At 37.8% G+C, this 19,670-nt stretch carries 17 protein-coding genes; 13 read left to right on the forward strand and 4 right to left on the reverse strand.

What is annotated here, in order from left to right; all coding sequences use genetic code 11:
* The first annotated feature begins 13 nt into the window (after positions 1-13).
* The 6 genes from menB (at position 14) to ACSG5Z_RS08280 (ending at position 6,747) form a co-directional block, all read left to right on the forward strand.
* A complete protein-coding gene (gene menB, locus ACSG5Z_RS08255; protein WP_000963888.1) occupies positions 14-832 on the forward strand; it encodes a 1,4-dihydroxy-2-naphthoyl-CoA synthase in 819 nt (272 codons plus the stop codon).
* A gap of 445 nt (positions 833-1,277) precedes the next feature.
* The gene (locus ACSG5Z_RS08260) at positions 1,278-2,723 is read left to right on the forward strand and encodes an o-succinylbenzoate--CoA ligase (protein ID WP_435711271.1); all 1,446 of its coding nucleotides are present in this window, start codon (positions 1,278-1,280) and stop codon (positions 2,721-2,723) included.
* A complete protein-coding gene (gene menC, locus ACSG5Z_RS08265) occupies positions 2,724-3,830 on the forward strand; it encodes an o-succinylbenzoate synthase (protein ID WP_435711272.1) in 1,107 nt (368 codons plus the stop codon).
* 176 nt (positions 3,831-4,006) lie between these two features.
* A complete protein-coding gene (locus ACSG5Z_RS08270; protein ID WP_435711273.1) occupies positions 4,007-4,705 on the forward strand; it encodes a response regulator transcription factor in 699 nt (232 codons plus the stop codon).
* Positions 4,698-5,804 (forward strand): sensor histidine kinase, encoded by a 1,107-nt coding sequence (locus ACSG5Z_RS08275; RefSeq protein ID WP_435711274.1) that lies wholly within the window; start codon positions 4,698-4,700, stop codon positions 5,802-5,804. Before ACSG5Z_RS08270 ends, ACSG5Z_RS08275 begins: the two co-directional genes overlap by 8 nt.
* An 82-nt stretch (positions 5,805-5,886) precedes the next feature.
* A complete protein-coding gene (locus ACSG5Z_RS08280; protein WP_435711275.1) occupies positions 5,887-6,747 on the forward strand; it encodes a M15 family metallopeptidase in 861 nt (286 codons plus the stop codon).
* 219 nt (positions 6,748-6,966) lie between these two features.
* Here the strand turns inward: ACSG5Z_RS08280 and ACSG5Z_RS08285 are convergent, their stop codons facing one another.
* Positions 6,967-8,196, reverse strand: a complete 1,230-nt coding sequence (locus ACSG5Z_RS08285; RefSeq protein WP_435711276.1) for a translocation protein TolB — start codon at positions 8,194-8,196, stop codon at positions 6,967-6,969.
* Positions 8,197-8,390: 194 nt separating this feature from the next.
* On the opposite strand from ACSG5Z_RS08285, the gene ACSG5Z_RS08290 reads away from it, so the two are divergent.
* From ACSG5Z_RS08290 to ACSG5Z_RS08320, 7 genes are all read left to right on the forward strand, one after another.
* The gene (locus ACSG5Z_RS08290) at positions 8,391-9,491 is read left to right on the forward strand and encodes an amidohydrolase/deacetylase family metallohydrolase (RefSeq protein ID WP_435711277.1); all 1,101 of its coding nucleotides are present in this window, start codon (positions 8,391-8,393) and stop codon (positions 9,489-9,491) included.
* Positions 9,469-10,572, forward strand: coding sequence for a DgaE family pyridoxal phosphate-dependent ammonia lyase (locus ACSG5Z_RS08295; protein ID WP_435711278.1), 1,104 nt, complete (start codon positions 9,469-9,471; stop codon positions 10,570-10,572). The genes ACSG5Z_RS08290 and ACSG5Z_RS08295 overlap by 23 nt, the downstream gene beginning before the upstream one ends.
* Position 10,573: 1 nt before the next feature.
* Complete coding sequence (gene dagF / locus ACSG5Z_RS08300; RefSeq protein ID WP_435711279.1) at positions 10,574-11,329, forward strand: 2-dehydro-3-deoxy-phosphogluconate aldolase; 756 nt, start codon at positions 10,574-10,576, stop codon at positions 11,327-11,329.
* Positions 11,322-12,338 carry a sugar kinase gene (locus ACSG5Z_RS08305; RefSeq protein WP_137012136.1) on the forward strand — a complete coding sequence of 339 codons (1,017 nt, stop codon included), beginning with the start codon at positions 11,322-11,324 and terminating at the stop codon, positions 12,336-12,338. The genes dagF and ACSG5Z_RS08305 overlap by 8 nt, the downstream gene beginning before the upstream one ends.
* Positions 12,338-13,063, forward strand: a complete 726-nt coding sequence (locus ACSG5Z_RS08310; protein ID WP_000539264.1) for a GntR family transcriptional regulator — start codon at positions 12,338-12,340, stop codon at positions 13,061-13,063. The genes ACSG5Z_RS08305 and ACSG5Z_RS08310 overlap by 1 nt, the downstream gene beginning before the upstream one ends.
* 109 nt (positions 13,064-13,172) lie before the next feature.
* Positions 13,173-14,498: a gluconate permease GntP gene (gene gntP / locus ACSG5Z_RS08315; RefSeq protein WP_060486625.1), complete on the forward strand. Its 1,326-nt coding sequence runs from the start codon at positions 13,173-13,175 to the stop codon at positions 14,496-14,498.
* A 169-nt stretch (positions 14,499-14,667) separates the two neighbouring features.
* Positions 14,668-14,865 carry a YjcZ family sporulation protein gene (locus ACSG5Z_RS08320; RefSeq protein WP_001290407.1) on the forward strand — a complete coding sequence of 66 codons (198 nt, stop codon included), beginning with the start codon at positions 14,668-14,670 and terminating at the stop codon, positions 14,863-14,865.
* 50 nt (positions 14,866-14,915) lie between these two features.
* Here the strand turns inward: ACSG5Z_RS08320 and ACSG5Z_RS08325 are convergent, their stop codons facing one another.
* Genes ACSG5Z_RS08325 through ACSG5Z_RS08335 form a run of 3 tightly spaced genes read right to left on the reverse strand, consistent with a single transcriptional unit; the run spans position 14,916 to position 19,620 of the window.
* The gene (locus ACSG5Z_RS08325; protein WP_435711280.1) at positions 14,916-16,895 is read right to left on the reverse strand and encodes an FtsX-like permease family protein; all 1,980 of its coding nucleotides are present in this window, start codon (positions 16,893-16,895) and stop codon (positions 14,916-14,918) included.
* Positions 16,892-17,644, reverse strand: a complete 753-nt coding sequence (locus ACSG5Z_RS08330; protein WP_000393250.1) for an ABC transporter ATP-binding protein — start codon at positions 17,642-17,644, stop codon at positions 16,892-16,894. Before ACSG5Z_RS08330 ends, ACSG5Z_RS08325 begins: the two co-directional genes overlap by 4 nt.
* 20 nt (positions 17,645-17,664) lie before the next feature.
* Positions 17,665-19,620 carry an FtsX-like permease family protein gene (locus ACSG5Z_RS08335; protein WP_262744990.1) on the reverse strand — a complete coding sequence of 652 codons (1,956 nt, stop codon included), beginning with the start codon at positions 19,618-19,620 and terminating at the stop codon, positions 17,665-17,667.
* Between the last annotated feature and the right edge of the window lie 50 nt (positions 19,621-19,670).

A 19,670-nucleotide genomic window follows, 5' to 3' on the forward strand; every position in this document is an offset into this window, starting at 1 on the left:
GGAGGTAGTTGTAATGGCTATTGAATGGGTAAAAGAAGGCAATTACGAAGATATTATTTATTCAACATACAATGGTATCGCAAAGATTTCGATTAACCGTCCTGAAGTACATAACGCATTCCGTCCTAAAACGGTAATGGAGTTAATCAACGCTTTTGCACACGCTCGTGATGATGCAAATGTTGGCGTTATCATTTTAACAGGTGAAGGTGGACGTGCATTCTGTTCTGGCGGCGACCAAAAAGTTCGCGGTCATGGTGGATATGTAGGTGACGACCAAATCCCTCGTTTAAATGTATTAGACCTACAACGTCTAATTCGCGCAATTCCTAAACCAGTTATCGCAATGGTAGCAGGTTATGCAATCGGTGGTGGACACGTACTTCATATCGTATGTGACTTAACAATCGCTGCAGACAACGCTGTATTCGGACAAACAGGTCCTAAAGTAGGAAGCTTTGACGGTGGATACGGAGCTGGTTACTTAGCTCGTATGGTAGGCCACAAGAAAGCTCGCGAAATTTGGTACCTATGCCGTCAATACAGCGCACAGGAAGCGCTTGATATGGGCTTAGTAAACACAGTAGTACCATTAGAAGAGCTTGAAGCAGAAACAGTACAATGGGCACAAGAAATCTTAGCAAACAGCCCAATGGCACTTCGTTTCCTAAAAGCTGCATTCAACGCAGACACAGACGGTCTAGCTGGTATTCAACAATTAGCTGGAGATGCAACGTTATTGTACTACACAACTGACGAAGCAAAAGAAGGTCGTGACGCGTTCAAAGAAAAACGCAGTCCGGACTTCGGTCAATTCCCTCGTTTCCCGTGATCAAACCAAAAGCGGAGCCGACTGTTTAGCCTCGTAGGCTAAGGTTCTTTCGCACAGAAAGTGTTTTTTACTTTCTCGTGCGGAAGGTTCTTAGACGGAAGGGGCTAGGAGGCGCAGCTAGATGAAACCAAAAGCGGAAGCGGCTCGCTTAGAATGTGAGGGGGATGGAGCTTCTGACGAAGAGGCGCTTTTAGCCTCGTAGGAAGAAGTGAAGCCACTGAATATTCTAGCCGCTGTAGCTGGATGAAACCAAAAGCGGAAGCGGCTTGCTTAGAACAAGAGGGCGTTGGAACTCCTGACGTAGAGGCGCTTTTTGCCTCGTAGGAAGGCGTGAAACGACCGACTGTTCTAGCTGCTGTAGCTAGATGAGATCAACCGGAAACAAAACAACTAAGAGACTTGATGTCATATCAAGTCTCTTTCTTTCATGAAAGGAGAATGTATGATGGAGACGATGCCAAATTGGTTAAAGCAACGTGCATTTTTAACACCAGATCGCACTGCAATTGAAATAGAGGAAGAGAAAGTTACTTTTATGCAGCTGCATGAAAAAGTAGTATCTGTTTGTGAACACCTCACGCATGTAGGAGTGAAGCGTGGGCAAAAGGTGGCTGTTCTGATGAAAAATGGTATGGAGATGATTACAGTTATTCACGCCCTATCTTACGTAGGTGCAGTAGCTGTGCTTTTAAATACGCGTCTTTCAAGAGAAGAGCTACTTTGGCAAATGGATGATGCTGAAGTTATATGCTTAGTGACGGATCAAGATTTCGAGGCTAAAGATGTTCTTGTATATTCGTTCGCCGAAGTGATGAATGGATCGAAGGCGGAAGCCTCTATACAAGAAGAATTCTCTTTAGAAGAAGCGATGACAATCATTTATACGTCAGGGACGACAGGAAAACCGAAAGGCGTTATTTTAACGTACGGCAATCACTGGGCAAGCGCAGTCGGTTCTTCGCTTAATTTAGGGCTTCGTGATGATGATTGCTGGTTAGCTTGTATGCCAATGTTCCACGTTGGCGGGCTATCTCTTTTAATGAAAAATGTTATGTACGGAATGCGTATTTTACTCGTTCCGAAATATGATGCTGATTTTATTCATAAAGCACTTCAAACGAGAGGTGTTACGATCATTTCTGTCGTTTCTAAAATGTTAACTGATTTATTAGAGAGACTTGGAGAAGAGACATATCCATCTTCTTTACGATGTATGTTACTTGGCGGAGGACCAGCGCCGAAACCGTTATTAGAAACTTGTGTAGATAAAGGAATTCCTGTGTATCAAACGTACGGTATGACAGAAACGTCGTCGCAAATTTGTACGTTATCCGCAGATTATATGTTAACGAAAGTAGGATCAACTGGGAAACCACTATTTCAGTGCCAACTTCGTATTGAAAAAGATGGCGTAGTAGTACCGCCGTTTGTGGAAGGCGAGATCGTAGTAAAAGGACCGAATGTAACAGGTGGTTATTTTAACCGTGAAGATGCGACGCGCGAAACTATTCAAAACGGGTGGCTTCATACTGGTGACCTCGGTTATTTAGACGAAGAAGGATTTTTATACGTATTAGATCGCCGCAGTGATTTAATTATTTCTGGCGGAGAGAATATATATCCGGCTCAAATTGAAGAAGTGTTACTTTCTCATCCGATGGTAGCGGAAGCTGGTGTTGTCGGCATGAATGACGATAAATGGGGACAAGTACCCGCTGCTTTTGTTGTAAAAAGCGGAGAAGTAACAGAAGAAGAAATTCTTCATTTTTGCGAGGAGAAATTAGCGAAATATAAAGTGCCGAAAAAAGCGTGTTTCTTAGAGGAATTGCCACGAAATGCTTCGAAAAAATTGTTAAGACGAGAGTTAAGACAATTAGTGGAGGGGATGTAGGTGGAAATAAAAAAAGCGACGCTTCATATAACGGAAATGCCACTCGTAATCCCGTTTGCTGCAAGCTACGGAACGTATGAAAAGCGTGAGAGTATCGTCATTGAATTAGAAGATACAGATGGCTATATTGGATTTGGCGAAGTCGTTGCATTCTCTGAACCGTGGTATACGGAAGAAACAGTGAAGACAGCATTGCATGTACTTCAGGATTTTTTATTACCTGATTTATTAAAGGCGGAGATTTCTCATCCGAATGAAGTGCCAGGTTTGTTCCAACATATAAAAAGAAACCGAATGGCAAAGGCCGGAATTGAAGGTGCTGTTTGGGATTTATATGCGAAGCGTCAAAAGCAGTCGTTAGCGACATTGCTTGGCGGAAATAGGTCTGAAATTGAAGTCGGTGTTGTGATTGGTATCAATACAATACCGGTTATGTTAAAACAAATCGAGAAGTATGCAGAAGAAGGATACGAGCGTTTTAAAGTGAAAATAAAGCCAGAGCATGATTACGAGTTATTGAAAGAGATTCGTAAAGAGTTTCCGCACATCCCGTTAATGGCTGATGCAAATTCAGCGTACACGTTAGCGGATACGGAGAAATTGAAACGATTAGATGAATTTCAATTGATGATGATTGAACAACCGTTAGCGGATTATGATTTTCTCGACCATGCACAGCTGCAAAAGAAAATGGAAACGCCGATTTGTTTAGACGAAAGCATCCACAGTATAGAAGACGCACGCGTTGCGATTACGCTTGGCAGCTGCCGCATCGTTAATATTAAACCAGGGCGAGTGGGCGGATTAACGGAGTCGATTCAAATCCATAATTATTGCATGGAGCATAACATCCCAGTTTGGTGCGGTGGTATGGTAGAGATGGGGATTTCACGAGCGCAAAATGTTGCGCTTGCTTCACTGCCGAACTTTACGATTCCAGGTGATATATCTGCCTCTAGTAGGCACTGGGAGAGGGATATTATTTCACCGGAAGTGATGCTTGAGGGCGGAAAAGTGATTGTACCACAAAGCGTTGATACTGAGTATGAAGTAGACCGCGGAAGGTTGGCGGAAATTACGAAACAGCGGATTGTTTTGGAGCGGTAGGTTGAGTCTTTAAAATAATAACGGGCGAATTTCGTCGGTAATTGTCGGTAAGTCGATATTCCTTGTCGAAACGTCGATATAATTTCATTTACTAAGGTTACTCTCGTGAGTAGCCTTTTCGTATTGTACAAATTGGATAGACTAGTTTACAATCGAGCGTATAAAGGGGGAGTAAAATGAAGCGCATTTCAATTTTAATAGCGGATGATGAGGCAGAAATTGCTGATTTAATTGAGATACATTTAGAGAAAGAAGGGTACCACGTCGTGAAGGCAGCTGATGGAGAAGAGGCAATTCATGTTATTGAAACGCAGCCAATCGACTTAGTGGTTTTAGATATTATGATGCCGAAAATGGATGGGTATGAAGTGACGCGCCAAATTCGTGCGAAGCACCATATGCCAATCATTTTCTTAAGTGCGAAAACGTCTGATTTTGATAAGGTGACAGGTTTAGTATTAGGTGCAGATGATTATATGACGAAACCTTTTACACCGATTGAATTAGTTGCGCGTGTAAATGCACAATTACGCCGATTTCTTACGTTAAATCAGCCGAAAGTAGTGGACAATAAATCTGCTTTAGAGGTAGGCGGAGTCGTTATTGATCCTGAGCGAAGAACGGTAAATGTGTATGGAGAACAAGTTGAATTAACACCGAAAGAGTTTGATATTTTATATTTATTAGCGAGTCATCCGAAGAAAGTGTACAATGTGGAAAATATTTTTCAACAAGTATGGGCGGATGATTATTATGAAGGCGGAAATACAGTTATGGTACATATTCGTACGTTGCGGAAAAAACTTGGAGAAGATAAAAGAAAGGACAAGTTAATAAAAACAGTGTGGGGAGTAGGTTATACTTTCAATGGCTAAAAAGATGAGAAGCTTTCGCTCGAAGATGATTATGCTATTTGTATTAAGTATGATATTTGCTGGCGGTGTAACGTATATCATTTATGAAGGGTTACGTATCTATTACAAATTAGTCGTTCGTTTTGAAGATCCATTAGCCCAATTCCGTTCAATGGTAAGACAAATTGGAGATGTTAATTTCTTTTTGATTATTTTCATTCCTCTATCTATTATGTTTTTCTTCTTCCTTACTAGACCGTATTTAAAATATTTTGATGAGATTTCAAACGGAATTCATCATTTGGCGAACGGTGATTTTACAAATGAAGTGCGCGTTTCATCTAATGATGAGTTTGGATATATCGCACGTGAAATAAATGTAGCGAGTGAAAAATTAAAGGAAGCGGTTGAACGAGGAGACTTTGCGGAAAGTAGTAAAGATCAGCTCATTGTTAATTTAGCTCACGATTTAAGAACGCCGTTAACATCTGTTTTAGGTTATTTAGATTTAATTCTTAAAGATGAGAATTTGACGAAAGAACAAATTAAACATTTTTCCACGATTGCATATACGAAATCGCAAAGGCTTGAAAGTTTAATCGATGAGTTATTTGAAATTACACGTATGAATTATGGCATGCTAAAGCTGGATAAAAAACCGATTGATATAAGTGAACTACTTATACAGTTAGATGAGGAATTGTATCCTTTATTAGAGAAACATCATTTAGAAGCTAGGTTGAATATTGGACCTCATTTGCGGATTAACGGTGATGGGAAATTGTTAGCTAGAGTATTTGAAAACTTGTTAACAAATGCCGTTCGATACGGATATGATGGGCAATTTGTTGATTTGAATGGGTATATCGATAATGAAGAAGTTGTCGTACAAATTATTAATTACGGAGATAGCGTTCCAGAAGAAGATTTACCGTATCTTTTTGATATGTTTTATACAGGTGATAAATCGAGAACTGAGAACCGTGGCGGGACAGGCCTTGGGCTGTTTATTGCGAAGAATATTGTTGAGCAGCATAACGGTAAGATTTCTGCTGAAAGTAATGTCGTTAGAACAATGTTTGAAGTGCGATTGCCAAAAGAAGAGAACTTAACAATTTAATAAAAATTTAAACTTTACCCCACTTTTTATTTTAATAGTTTTTTCTATTCTATACGTAAGTTACGTTAAGGAGGAACTAGAAATGAAAAAGTGGGTATTTATTTCTTTTTTTATAGCATGCACAATCTGTGTAGGCGTATATATATCACCATTATTCCAAAAGGAGCTCGATGTTAAAATTGCCGACAAAGATAATACGGTAAGGGCTGCGAATACGGAAAATATAGAGATTACAAAAGAAGAAATTTATAAAGGGGATCTGTTATTAGTGAATAAAGATTACCCAGTTAAAAAAGATAGTATTAGGTCTGACATTATAAATGTAAATCACAATAGTGAATTAGTAAGAGGTTACGTCATATTTGATAGAAATCTGCGCTTATCAAAGGGTGTTGTGAAAAGTTTTTTGAACGTTGTCGATGCAGCTGGAAAAGATGGCGTACAGCATTTCTTAATGAGTAGCGGGTATCGAGATTTTAAAGAGCAAAGTAAGTTATATAAAGAAATGGGATCTGACTATGCACTCCCAGCAGGATATAGTGAACATAATTTAGGATTATCACTGGACGTTGGGTCTACGCAAAAGAAAATGGAGAAAGCGCCTGAAGGAAAATGGATTGCGAATAATGTATGGAAGCACGGGTTTGTTTTACGTTATCCGAAAAATAAAAGTCATATTACAGGCATTCAATATGAGCCGTGGCATATACGTTATGTCGGATTACCGCATAGTGCCATTATGCAAAAGGAGAAAATTACATTAGAGGAATATTTGGACTTCTTAAAAGAGAAAAAAGAAATCACAACGGATGTGGAAGGTAAGAAATATACGGTTTCTTATTATAAAGTATCCGGGAACAGGAAAGTGAATGTTCCAGCGAATAAGCAGTATGAAATTTCGGGGAATAATATGGATGGGGTTATTGTGACGGTTCAGGAATAGATAATCTTGACTCTCCCATAATAGTGCTCTATTGCGGGAGAATCAAATAGGGGAACAGATACAAATTTTTATCCCGCTTTAATGGGCAGTAAGACCCCCACCTCAAAATTCAGCGAAAGCAAAGAAGTTAGGCGGGGGGCGGGCTGCACATAAAAGTCCGATTGGTGAGGGCTGATTAAAGTTTCACTTTATATGACGAGGATTGTAATGAACACATTTTCAATGACGTTCATTCCGATTAAAAAAGGTCGGAGCCTCATCAACATTCTTCAGCCATATATACTCCTGACTATGTAAGCTATCCTTTACCCAGACATCACCTTTATATACATTTGTTTTCTTGCGAAGCCAAGTAAGATAAGGTCCAATAACTTCAGGGTCTTCATCACGTTCATTCTGTTTTGGGAACGAGATTTGTCGCTGTTCTTCTGTTTTTATATTGATCATATAAAGTGTTGTAAACATCGTCGGAACAGGACCTTCTTTCCATGCCTTATTTTCTGTTGCACGAGCTACAACCACCTTATTTGGTGAAAACCATTCTAAATCAAGGTCTACATAACCGACTGGTGTGTAGACCTTTTGTTGTTTTGCTGTTACCATGTCTGCAACTGTGAATTTTTTATTTTCTACAAAAAACCTTCCTTCCCCTGAAATATAGGCCAGTTGATTAGTTGATGGAGCCCACTTCATCCAATCTTTGAACCATAGCATGTTACCAATCGTTCGAAAGTGTGTCCCTTTTGATGAGATAACACATAATGTATTGCTATCCATTGCCAAAGAGGCAGTAGGACTAGCCAAAAAGCTAATCCACTTTCCATCAGAACTCCACTTGAAATAGTTAGCGTTAATCGCAAATAAATCAGTTTCATTTGTTTGAATCGTATAAAAAGGCTTTATTTTATCTTTAGCAAGATTTGCATCGACTGGTATTTTATAAAGTGGAACCTTGCCCCATCCGGTCGGACGCAAGCAGGATTGTGAGGAGACGATAAATTCCTTTCCGTTCGGGAACCATTCAAAATCACTAACCCCAAGTGATACATTTTCAAAACCTTGTGGGCGACCATTCTTTATTTTTGTAATGTTTAATAAACCTTGATCAGTGTAAGCCAATTGATTTTTATTTGGTGACCACTTAAAGTCAGATGTTACGACTCTTACATAAGGCTGATAGTTTATTTTCTCCTTTGTATCATAAATGAATAAGTTAGATTCTTTACCCGCTTCATCACTATCAATATAGCCAATAAACCTACCGTCATAAGACCATTTTGGAGAATACACATATCGATTTTTTGTGATTTGTATTTCTTGATTTCCTGTCTTTATCCATAGCTGATGATCCCGGATAAATGCAGCCGTGAGTGATGGAGGGGCTGCACTAACCGTTGTTGGTACATACAAAGTGATTAAAATTATAAATAATAAAATTCGAAATCCCAAGAATATCCCTCCTGCTTATAGGTTGTCCGAATATGTAATGGAAACTCACATTTTAATATAAAACTAAACATTATAACGTTATATTTACTTCTCCCTTTTTTTGTGTTACGCTAAACGTGTGAAAGAGATATAAAAAATGAAACTTTAATGTAAGCGTATTCTTATGGCTTCTTATAGAAAAGGGTGGAAGTACAATGACAGAACGATTCGTACTACGTAATGTGAAACGTGTGAACGGGGAAGAGATTGACATTGTAATTGAAAATAATAAAATCGCACAGGTGACGAAAGCTGGTGCTGGCGAGGGTGGAAAGGTTCTTGATTACTCAGGTACTTACGTATCGAGTGGCTGGATTGATTTACACGTTCATGCTTTTCCAGAGTTTGATCCGTATGGCGATGAGGTGGATGAAATTGGCGTTAAGCAAGGGGTAACGACAATTGTTGATGCGGGTAGCTGCGGAGCTGATCGTATTGCAGATTTAGTAAAAAGTAGAGAGCAGGCGAAAACGAATTTATTTGCCTTTTTAAATATTTCTCGCATCGGTTTGAAACGAATTGATGAATTATCCAATATGGAATGGATCGATAAAGAGAAAGTAATAGAAGCAGTAGAAAAGTATAAAGATGTAATCGTTGGGTTAAAGGCGAGAATGAGTAAAAGTGTCGTTTGTGATAGCGGAATTGAACCGCTTCATGTAGCGCGCTCGTTATCTCGTGAAACATCATTGCCGATTATGGTACATATCGGTTCAGCACCTCCTCGCATAGAGGAAGTTGTACCTCTTTTAGAAAAAGATGATGTCATTACACATTACTTAAACGGGAAAGAAAATAATTTATTTGATGAAAAAGGAAAACCGCTACCTGTATTACTAGATGCAGTGAAGCGCGGTGTTCATTTAGATGTTGGTCACGGCAATGCTAGTTTTTCTTTTAAAGTAGCAGAAGCGGCGAAGCGTCACGATATTGCTTTTAATACAATTAGTACAGATATTTATCGAAAGAATCGTATACACGGTCCAGTGTATAGTATGGCTCACGTTCTTTCGAAATTCCTTTACTTAGGTTATCCACTAGAAGAAGTAATTGATGCGGTGACGAAACATGCGGCAGAGTGGCTGAAAAAACCAGAGCTTGGCCGTATTCAAGAAGGCGATATTGCAAACTTAACTTTATTTACGGTGAAAGATGAACCGATTACGTTAATTGATTCAGAAGGGGATCAGCGCGTTGCTGAAAGAAGAATTGATACGAAAGGGGTTGTAATTAATGGGTCATTCATTGAATGCTAAGTACGGATTAAAAAGAGTAATTAATGCGAGCGGTAGAATGAGTATTTTAGGTGTATCCGCTCCTACAGATACAGTGATGGATGCGATGAAACATGGTGGACAAAATTATGTGGAAATTGCTGATTTAGTAGATAAAGCGGGAGACCATATTGCGAGAATTCTAGATTCAGAGGCAGCGGTTGTTGTGAATTCAGCATCGAGCGGAATTGCACTTTCTATCGCTGGTATCGTGACAGAAGGAAATCGCCGTAAAAGTGAAAGACTTCATCAAGAGGTCATCGCGAAAAACGAAGTGATTATGTTAAAAGGGCATAACGTTCAATACGGTGCTCCAGTCGAAACGATGATTTATTTAGGCGGCGGTAAACTTGTAGAAGTTGGCTACGCAAATGAAGGGAAAGCAGAGCATATTGAAGATGCAATTAGTGAGAATACAGCAGCGATTCTTTATGTGAAATCCCATCACGCCGTGCAAAAAAATATGATTTCTGTTGAAGAAGCATGGGAAGTTGCGCAGCGAAATAACATCCCACTTATCGTCGATGCGGCAGCTGAAGAAGATATTCAAAAATATGTGAAGTATGCAGACCTTGCCATTTATAGCGGTTCAAAGGCAATTGAAGGACCTACTTCTGGTATTGTTGGCGGTAAACGAAAATATATTGAGTGGCTGAAAGTGCAATTACATTGCATCGGAAGAAGTATGAAAGTCGGGAAAGAAACAACTTTCGGTTTACTTCAAGCGCTTGATGAGTACGGCGTAAAAGAAGATAAAAGTGAACAAGAAAAAGAGTTATTACAAGTACTTATGCCACTAAAAGAATTAAACGGTGTAAATGTAACAATCGTTCAAGATGAAGCAGGAAGAGCAATCTTTCGAGCACGTATTCACATTAACGAGAACGAGTTAAATAAATCAGCAAAAGACGTCGTAACAGCATTACGCGAAGGGGAAATTGCCATTTACACACGTGATTACGGCGTAAGACAAGGATTCTTTGATATTGATCCACGTCCACTTCAAGGTGATGACGTACATGTAATTGAAGAAAAATTGAGAGAAATTGTAGGGGGAAACTAAAATGACAAACATTCAAAAACGTTTTTATAAAGGCCGTGTAGCATTAAATGTATTAGCGAACAATATCGAAAATGCGAAAGACATTTTTGAAGCAGCAGAAGGTTATGTAGTAGTGGGAGTGTTATCAAAAGACTATCCAACAGTAGAAGAAGCAGTTACAGTGATGAAAGCATACGGAAAAGAAATTGATGACGCTGTATCGATCGGATTAGGCGCAGGAGATAATCGCCAAGCAGCAGTTGTAGCTGAAATTGCGAAGCATTATCCTGGTAGCCATATTAACCAAGTGTTCCCTTCAGTTGGAGCGACACGTGCAAATCTTGGCGGAAAAGATAGCTGGATTAATAGTTTAGTATCACCAACAGGAAAAGTAGGTTACGTAAACATTTCTACTGGTCCAATTAGTGCAGCTGGGGAAGAAAAAGCAATCGTTCCAATTAAAACAGCAATTGCACTTGTACGTGATATGGGCGGAAATTCATTGAAATACTTCCCAATGAAAGGTTTAGCTCATGAAGAAGAATATCGCGCAGTTGCGAAAGCTTGTGCGGAAGAGGGATTTGCATTAGAGCCAACAGGTGGAATTGATAAAGAAAACTTCGAAACAATTGTACGTATTGCGCTTGAAGCAAACGTAGAACAAGTTATCCCGCACGTGTACTCTTCTATTATTGATAAAGAAACTGGTAACACGAAAGTAGAAGATGTGCGTGAGTTATTAGCGGTAGTGAAGAAACTAGTTGATCAATATGCGTAAGAAAATTGCAGCATTTGGCGAAGTAATGATGCGCCTGCAAGTACCAGGATATGAGTTATTGTCGCAAGCTAACGCATTACATTACTCCTTTTCTGGTACAGGTGTGAACGTTGCAGCAGCACTTTCTCATCTCGGGCATGAAGGCTTTCTTATTTCAACTTTACCGGAAAATTCTGTAGGGGATGCTGCGATATCACATATTCAAAAGTTAGGCATTCAGTCACCGTTTATTTCAAGAGGCGGTAAATATGTCGGCATGTACTTTTTAGAAAATGGATTTGGAGCACGTGCAAGCCGCGTTACATATTCAAATCGATTAGAAAGCAGCTTCAATACGGCATGTGAAGACATGTATCAATTTGAAGAAATCGCAAAGGAAATTGATATCGTTCATTTTTGCGGGATTACACTTGCGATGAATGATACGGTGCGCCATCATATGAAATCTTTAGCGAAAGCAGTGAAAGAAAACGGAGGAACTGTCGTCTTTGATTGCAACTATCGTCCATCTCTTTGGGGAGAAGACGGATATGAGCAGGCGAAACTACATTACGAAGAAATGCTGGCTCTTGCTGATATCGTTATGATGAACGAAAAAGATGCAATGTTCGTTCTTGGAATGAAAACAGAGGAGACGGAGCGAGAGGCGCAACTTGTTGATCTTATTCCAAAGGTTGCTGAAACATATCATATCGCTACAATTGCTGGTACACATCGCTCTATTAATAGCGATAATACACATTCGCTTCGCGGGTTTATATGTAAAGATGGTGCGTTCACTTTTGCAAAAACACTTACGTTTTCTGTATATGATAGAATAGGTGCTGGAGATGCTTATACGAGCGGGATTATTCATGGCGAGATAGAAGAGTTTGCACCAGAGAAAGCTGTTTCATTTGCGTCAGCAGCTGGAATGCTTGCACATACAATCGTCGGTGATACGCCAATGTCATCAGAGAAGGATATACTTCGGGCAATGACGGCATCAGTAGGTGATGTAGAAAGGTAGTGGGTGTAACGGTGAACGTAACGAGGAAAAAAGGACCATTATATTTACAAATAAAAAATATTATTCGTGATCGAATATTGCATGGTGTATATGCGATTCATACGAATATTCCTTCTGAACCCCAGTTAGAAGAAGAGTTCAAAGTGAGCAAAATTACAGTGCGTAATGCGATTAAAGAACTTGCTCAAGAAGGATATTTGGAAAAGAAAAGCGGTAAAGGAACGAAAGTGATCCGTAATACTTCTGCGACAAAGTTGTCAAAGGGTAAGAAATTTACAGAAGTGTTAGTGGAAGAGGGATATAAAGTACAGAAGAAATTGCTCAAAGCAGAAATCGTTCATAATGAAGAAGGAACAGTGCCATTTCGATTATTCGGTAAGGAGAGTTTTCGCATTGAACGTTTATATACGTTAAATGATGCACCGTACATTCATTATACGCACTATTTCTCAGCACACATGGCAAGTACAGATTTATCGGACTTTGACTTGCAATCGCTTTACGATTTAGTTGAAGACCGAGGTATACATTTAGAAAACTTCAGAGATGAATTCGCTGTTGGACTTGCGCCTAGTTTCGTTGCAGAAGCGTTAGGTGAAAAAGAGGGGACAGCGTTATTAAAACGTATGCGCTATTCTTACGATGAAGTTGGCGAAGTAATTGAATATAGCGAAGGCTACTACAACACAGAAATGCAGCATTATGTAGTGAATTATGACGTATAAAAGGAGGGTATTCGCCCTCTTTTTTTATAAAGTGTTTCATTAGATTCATCCCGCACCAATTAGGTGTTTATTGCCTGCAAATACGGGATAAAAGTAAGGGGAATGAGAGATGGATATATACTTATTAATCGTCACGTTATTTGCAATCACGATTGTTATTTTAGGGGTATCATGGTGGAAATGGCATGCATTTATTAGTTTAACAGTTGCGAGTTTATTTTTAGCTATCATGTCTGGATTGAATTTGACGAAAATAGTGACTGCCTATGAAACTGGTGTTGGTAGTGTACTAGGGCATCTAGTTGGTATTTTAGCTCTCGGAACAATTTTAGGAAAAATGATGTCCGATTCAGGGGCCGGCATGCAAGTGGCAGACTTCTTTATTCGATTTTTCGGTGTAAAGAAACTACCTTGGGCTATGTTATTTGCAGGATTTGTTATAGGGATTCCGGTATTTTTTGAAGTGGGGATCGTCATTTTATTACCACTTGTTATTTCCATTCGAAAAACGACGAAGCAAAATATATTATTAATTGCATTACCTGTTATTGCTGGATTATCGATTGTGCATGGGCTCGTGCCACCACATCCAGGGGCGATGACAGCAATCGGTATTTATAACGCGAACTTAGGAAAGGTACTTTTATATTCATTAATTATCGCGTTACCAACAGCCATTATCGCAGGACCGATATTTGCAAAGTGGGTACATAAAAGGGTTATACCTGAAAATGAACCAGAGCTAGTTCGAGTTACAACTGTATCAACTGATTTACCAAGTCGTAAAGTTTCATTTTTTATTATTTTATTACCGGTTGTATTAATGATTTTATCAGTGGTTGCACCATATATTTCATTACCGAAAAAGATAACTGAATTTTTTGTATTTATAGGAAGTCCAGTAATTGCTTTACTTATTTCATGTTTCGCAGCATTTTATTTGCTTGGAATAAGACAAGGAATTAATAAAAAGGTTATTAAAAAATTAACGGACGAAAGTTTACTACCGGTCGGTTCCATTATTTTAATAATCGGTGCAGGCGGTGGATTTAAACAAATATTAATTGAAAGCGGCGTTGGAACGGCGATTGCGCAAATGGCAGAACATATATCGTTATCACCAATTGTATTAGCTTTCATGGTAGCTGGACTAATTCGAATCGCAACAGGTTCAGCGACAGTAGCATTAACGACCGCCGCAGGGATTGTTTCACCAGTTATTCAGCACATGTCAGGTGTAAATTTAGAATTGCTCGTTATTGTAACGGGTGCAGGATCATTAATGTTTTCTCACGTAAATGATGCGGGCTTCTGGCTTGTAAAAGAGTATTTAGGATTAACGGTGAAGGAAACGTTTAAAACGTGGACGGTACTTGAGACATTGTTATCATTTATTGCATTTGGTTTTGCACTTTTATTAAATACTTTTATTTAGAAGATACCTTAATTGGTATCTTTTTTTTGATGAAGCCCATTTCCGAAAACAAGCCCGTTTTTAGGTGAGCCAAGCTTCCTATTCGCCCTGAAAACATACTATAAATGGAATCCCCTCATTTAGAGCAAGGTGAACTTGTTATGAATGATACTAAAGGAGGAATAGAGTAATGAGCGAAAAGTGTGAACACAGACATGATGATTGTAACCGCAGAAACCATGGTTGCGGAGGCGGTTTTGCGCTTCTAATCGTATTGTTTATTTTATTAATTATCATCGGTGCTAGCTGCTTCGGCGGAGGCGGAGGCGGTTGCGGTTATGGTGGTTACGGCGGTTATGGCGGCGGCTATGGTGGATATTGCTGCTAATTAAAAACTATTGAAAATAGCCTTGTGCATTATGCACAAGGCTATTTTATTCATATTTTTATATGCTGTGATAATTTATTAATGTACAGAGAACGGATTAAGAAGAAGAAAATAATCTCGATAATCCCGAAAAAGGTGAGTACAATTAATAACTCTTTTAGTAATGAGAAAGAAAACATGCTTTGTAAAAACTTAACCGCAAATAATGTGTGAACACCAGCAACGATATAAGGAACGAAAAATAAAATTCCTAACTGAATCGTTGCAGAGCGAAACATTTCTGATTCAGTTAAGCCTAGTTTTGTAATCGTAATGTATTTTTGTTTTTCATTCGTTAAGTCGTTATACATACGGAAGTATAAAACGCTAGCCGCACCGATAAAGAAGATAAAGCCAAGAAATGCCCAAATAAAGAATTGAGCAACTGCATTTTCTTTATTATGGAGTAACTCATCAGTAGCTGTATAAATATTAAAAGGAATGGGAGATGCATGCTTATCGTCTTTATGTGCCTCATAATATTTTTCGGTGTCATTACTAATACTTTTTAATATATTTTTCGTTGGAACAATTGCATTTTCCCAATTATCCACGAAGTAGTTATAAACTGTAATGGTTTCAATATGAGGAATCATAGTATCGATTGCATAATCTTGCATAATAACTAAATTTGCTAATGCAAATGGTGGTGCTATCCCTTTATTAATAAATCCCTTTATATAAAACTCCTTTTTATTGGATTCAAGCGTAATTGTATTTTGTTTTACAAATGGATTTGATACAAGGTTTAATAGCTCTGGTGAATAGCCAGAAATAATGTAAACTTCTTTTGAATCAAGGGTGATTGTAGGTCTCTTTAACTGTTTAGCAATTTCGTTATAATCACTCATTTTCATAATTGCAATCTCTTCTTTTGAAGCAGTATCTTTTAAAAGCGTAAAATTATATTTTTTATATTGAAAATGAGCATTGGAAAGTTCGGATTCAATAGTATTAACGTGCTTTCGTTCAAGGGAATGATCCCCTTCTAATTTGTATGTGAAGGGAATAGGATATCGCTCTAGTATCGATGCTTTCGTATTATTATTCGCAGCAAATAGTCCGATAATAATCGTAAATGCAAGCGCAGATAGCATAGAAACGATAAAGAGTACATTAATATTACTACGGGTACGAGCAACTAAATCTGAAATCCATAACATGTTTATTTGTTTCAAATAAAACTTTCTACGCTTCTTTAAAATATAGATAAAAAGAAGAAATGTTTGTGAAAAGAAAAAATATGTTCCGATTACTACGAGTGGCAAAATAGATAATATAATAAAGAAGACAGATCCGTTTTGCACATTTTTTTCGGTTACGTAGCCTTGTGGATAACCAGCAATATAATAACATAACCCTAAACAAGTTAAAGCAAATATCGAAATGAGTATAGACGGCCTTTTTTCGGCTGTCACTTTCTTGTTCCCTTTAATAAGATGGACTGTTTTACGCGTACGAATAAACATCGGTGTAAACGTAGAAACGATTAAAAATAAAATGATAAACGTTACGGTTGTCACGATTATCGCTTCTGTCGGCCAATATAAATAGAGACCTTTCGCACTTGTTAATTTCGAAGTGACTAATAAGAAAAAGTTAGAAAATACAAGGCCACCTTGAATGCCGATAAAGATAGACAATATTCCGATGATCATGTTTTCAGTAAATAAAAGTCTTTTTAATTGTCTCTGTGAGATACCGAGAATCGTGAGTATCCCGAATTGCTGCTTCCGTACATTTAAAAATGTTCCAATTGAATATAAGAGAAAGAAGAACGAGAACATAACGATTACAAGCTGTGCTGTACTTGCTAAGTTCATTAGAGGATCACGTTCTTGAAAGCTTTGTACATTTTGTAAGCGCGGGTGATACGCGTATACAGTAAATGAAAAGAAAACCATGATAGAAAAAGCACTACTTACAAAATAAGCGAAATATGCTTTAGAATTACGCGAGACATTTTTAAATGCAAATTGCCAAAATGTCATCCACGTCTTCCTCCTAATAATGCTAAAACATCTAATATTTCTTGATAAAACTTCTCGCGATATAGCCCGCGGTGTAGTTCGTTGTAAAGCTCGCCATCTTTAATGAAAATGACACGGTTACAATAACTTGCTGCAAATGGATCGTGCGTAACCATTAAAATTGTTGCATCTTCTTCTTTATTTAACTTCGTAAATAACTCCATTACATCGATTGCAGCTTTTGAATCTAAGTTTCCTGTTGGTTCATCGGCGAGTAGAAGGGAAGGATGATGAATAACAGCACGTGCTACTGCCGTACGCTGTGCTTGTCCGCCAGAAACTTCAAAAATACGTTTGTCTAAAATATGATCAATGCCAAGCTTTTTTGAAATGTTATCAAGCTTTTCGTCCATTTCTTTTAATGGAACATTATCTAATGTTAAAGGTAGTACGATATTTTCGCCGATCGTTAGTGTATCTAGTAGGTTAAAGTTTTGGAAAACAAATCCTAACTCTTGGCGGCGGAAAATAGCTAACTTTTCTCTACGAAATGTGTGCGGTTTTTTTCCGTTAATCACGACATCACCAGAAGTAGGGGAATCAATTGTAGAGATAACGTTTAAAAATGTAGATTTACCACTACCAGATGGTCCCATGATAGCGACAAATTCACCTTTATCTACATGTAAATTTATATTTTTTAAAGCAGTATGAGGGACTTTTCCTTCATACACTTTTGAGACGTTTTTTATGTGTAAAACTTCTTCCATAGTAATCACCTTTCTATCCGTTAAAACTTAATGTGTTGTGATAATTTTTGCATATAGAAGGAACGAATTAAAAGGAAAAATAAAATTTCAACCGTTCCAAAAATCATAAGTACGACTGTAATCTCAGCGAAGAACGAGAGATGTAATACTTCTTGTAGCATCTTTGTCGCAAACATCGTATGAATCGATGCCATAATGTATGGGACAAAGAAAAGAATTGCAAGTTGAATTGTAGCAGATCGTTTCATCTCAGCTTCTGTTAAACCGATTTTTGTAATCGTTACATACTTTTCTTGCTCATTTGTTAAATCTGTATACATTCTGAAGTAAAGAACACTGCCAGCACCAATAAAGAAAATAACACCTAAGAAAGTACCAATTAAGAAGAAGGAAGCGACATTGAGTTTAGTTGTGTATAGAGAATCACTTGCTTCACTTGCATGGAAAGGTGGGTGCTCTGCTTGAATTTTTATCTCGTCGTTATCAATCTTTTCTACAAATGCCGAACCGATGTTATTAGCTTTTTCCCAATCGTTAACTTTAAAGCTATATACACTCATCTGTTTTGAAGCTGATGATAATGCTTCTACATTTTCATCAGATAATACGAGTAATTGTGATATTAACCTATTTGGGAATGGGTTATAACTTTTATATTCTTTTATGTGTAACTGCAAAGAATTTTGATTTAAAGTAAGAGCATTTCTCGTTTTTTGATCATGAAGTGTTTCAAAAACTTGATTATCTAAATCTTTAATAAGGACATAAGACTCATTATTCTTCACGTGGAGATTTTCCCAGTTTAATGCTTTAGCAAGTATATTATAGTCACTTTGTTTAATTGCATAATAGAGCTGCGGTGTTTCTTCCGCCGAAGATACTTCATATATATCCGTTTTAAATTGTTTATAAGTAAATTGTTCTTCATTGAACTTTTGTTTTAACCAATTCAAATGTTCATCCGCTAACGTATTTTCAGTATGTGATAAATATGTAAAAGGAAAAGGATTTTCCCTTACTGCATCAAACTTTGTAAATTTCCCAAAACCGTATAAGAACGTAATCATAGTGAAAGCGAGTGTTGATAGCATCGCTACAATAAAGAGCATGTTAATATTTGTCCGAATGCGAGCTGCTAAATCAGAAATCCAAAGCATATTAATACGTTTCATATAAAATTTTCTTCTCGTTTTTAATATACGAATGAGTAAAAAACTAATTTGTGAAAAGAAAAAATATGTTCCAGCCGCAACGAGTGAAGGAATGACAAATATACTGGTGACGGCGTACAAAATTCCAATTACGTCGCCAAGCGATATGAAATATAGCGGATTTGCTGCTAGTACGTATCCAGATATTAAACATGTCGCACCAAATAGAGAGATGAGCACGGATGCTTTTCTTTCTTTTTGCTTTGTTCCTTCTTTTAAAAGACGTACAGCCTTTCTCGTCCGAATGAGCATCGGCGTAAAAGATGAAACGAGAATGAAGAGTCCAAGAAAGATGATCATAGTTAAAATAATAGCACTCGTTGGCCAATATAAATATAAACCAGGTACATGTGTAATTTTGGCGGTAACTAGTAGAAAGAACTGTGAAAAGACAAGTCCAAGTTGAATGCCGAAAAATATGGAAAGAACACCAATTAACATGTTTTCTAGAAATACAAGTCTTTTTAATTGTTTTTGAGATATACCAAGTACTGTTAAAATCCCAAATTGTTTTTTTCGTACTTTTAAGAAAGTACCGATTGAATATAGTAAGAAGAAAAAAGAAAAGAATACAATGACAACTTCTGAAATTGTCATTAATATGTTCAGAGCAGCATTCACGCCTGTCATATGCAATTTAGGATGAAATAAATAAACCGCAAACGAGAAAAAAATTGCAATGGAAAACGCACTACTTACAAAATAGGCGAAATAAGCTCTGGCGTTCCGGGTTACGTTTTTGAATGCAAACTGCCAAAATGTCATTCACCTGAACCTCCTAATAGAGTGAAGAAGAAAAGGATATAAGAGATACC

This window comes from Bacillus pretiosus, from assembly GCF_051294775.1.
In the GTDB taxonomy this organism is placed as follows: Bacteria; Bacillota; Bacilli; order Bacillales; family Bacillaceae_G; genus Bacillus_A; species Bacillus_A wiedmannii.

Coding starts and splice junctions, on each gene's coding strand:
- ACSG5Z_RS08305 (WP_137012136.1), top strand. CDS start 11,322: ATGCGTAAGAAAATTGCAGCATTTGGCGAAGTAATGATGCGCCTGCAA.
- menB (WP_000963888.1), top strand. CDS start 14: ATGGCTATTGAATGGGTAAAAGAAGGCAATTACGAAGATATTATTTAT.
- ACSG5Z_RS08335 (WP_262744990.1), bottom strand. CDS start 19,620: ATGACATTTTGGCAGTTTGCATTCAAAAACGTAACCCGGAACGCCAGA.
- ACSG5Z_RS08280 (WP_435711275.1), top strand. CDS start 5,887: ATGAAAAAGTGGGTATTTATTTCTTTTTTTATAGCATGCACAATCTGT.
- ACSG5Z_RS08320 (WP_001290407.1), top strand. CDS start 14,668: ATGAGCGAAAAGTGTGAACACAGACATGATGATTGTAACCGCAGAAAC.
- ACSG5Z_RS08290 (WP_435711277.1), top strand. CDS start 8,391: ATGACAGAACGATTCGTACTACGTAATGTGAAACGTGTGAACGGGGAA.
- ACSG5Z_RS08275 (WP_435711274.1), top strand. CDS start 4,698: ATGGCTAAAAAGATGAGAAGCTTTCGCTCGAAGATGATTATGCTATTT.
- ACSG5Z_RS08325 (WP_435711280.1), bottom strand. CDS start 16,895: ATGACATTTTGGCAATTTGCATTTAAAAATGTCTCGCGTAATTCTAAA.
- gntP (WP_060486625.1), top strand. CDS start 13,173: ATGGATATATACTTATTAATCGTCACGTTATTTGCAATCACGATTGTT.
- dagF (WP_435711279.1), top strand. CDS start 10,574: ATGACAAACATTCAAAAACGTTTTTATAAAGGCCGTGTAGCATTAAAT.
- ACSG5Z_RS08295 (WP_435711278.1), top strand. CDS start 9,469: ATGGGTCATTCATTGAATGCTAAGTACGGATTAAAAAGAGTAATTAAT.
- ACSG5Z_RS08330 (WP_000393250.1), bottom strand. CDS start 17,644: ATGGAAGAAGTTTTACACATAAAAAACGTCTCAAAAGTGTATGAAGGA.
- ACSG5Z_RS08270 (WP_435711273.1), top strand. CDS start 4,007: ATGAAGCGCATTTCAATTTTAATAGCGGATGATGAGGCAGAAATTGCT.
- ACSG5Z_RS08260 (WP_435711271.1), top strand. CDS start 1,278: ATGGAGACGATGCCAAATTGGTTAAAGCAACGTGCATTTTTAACACCA.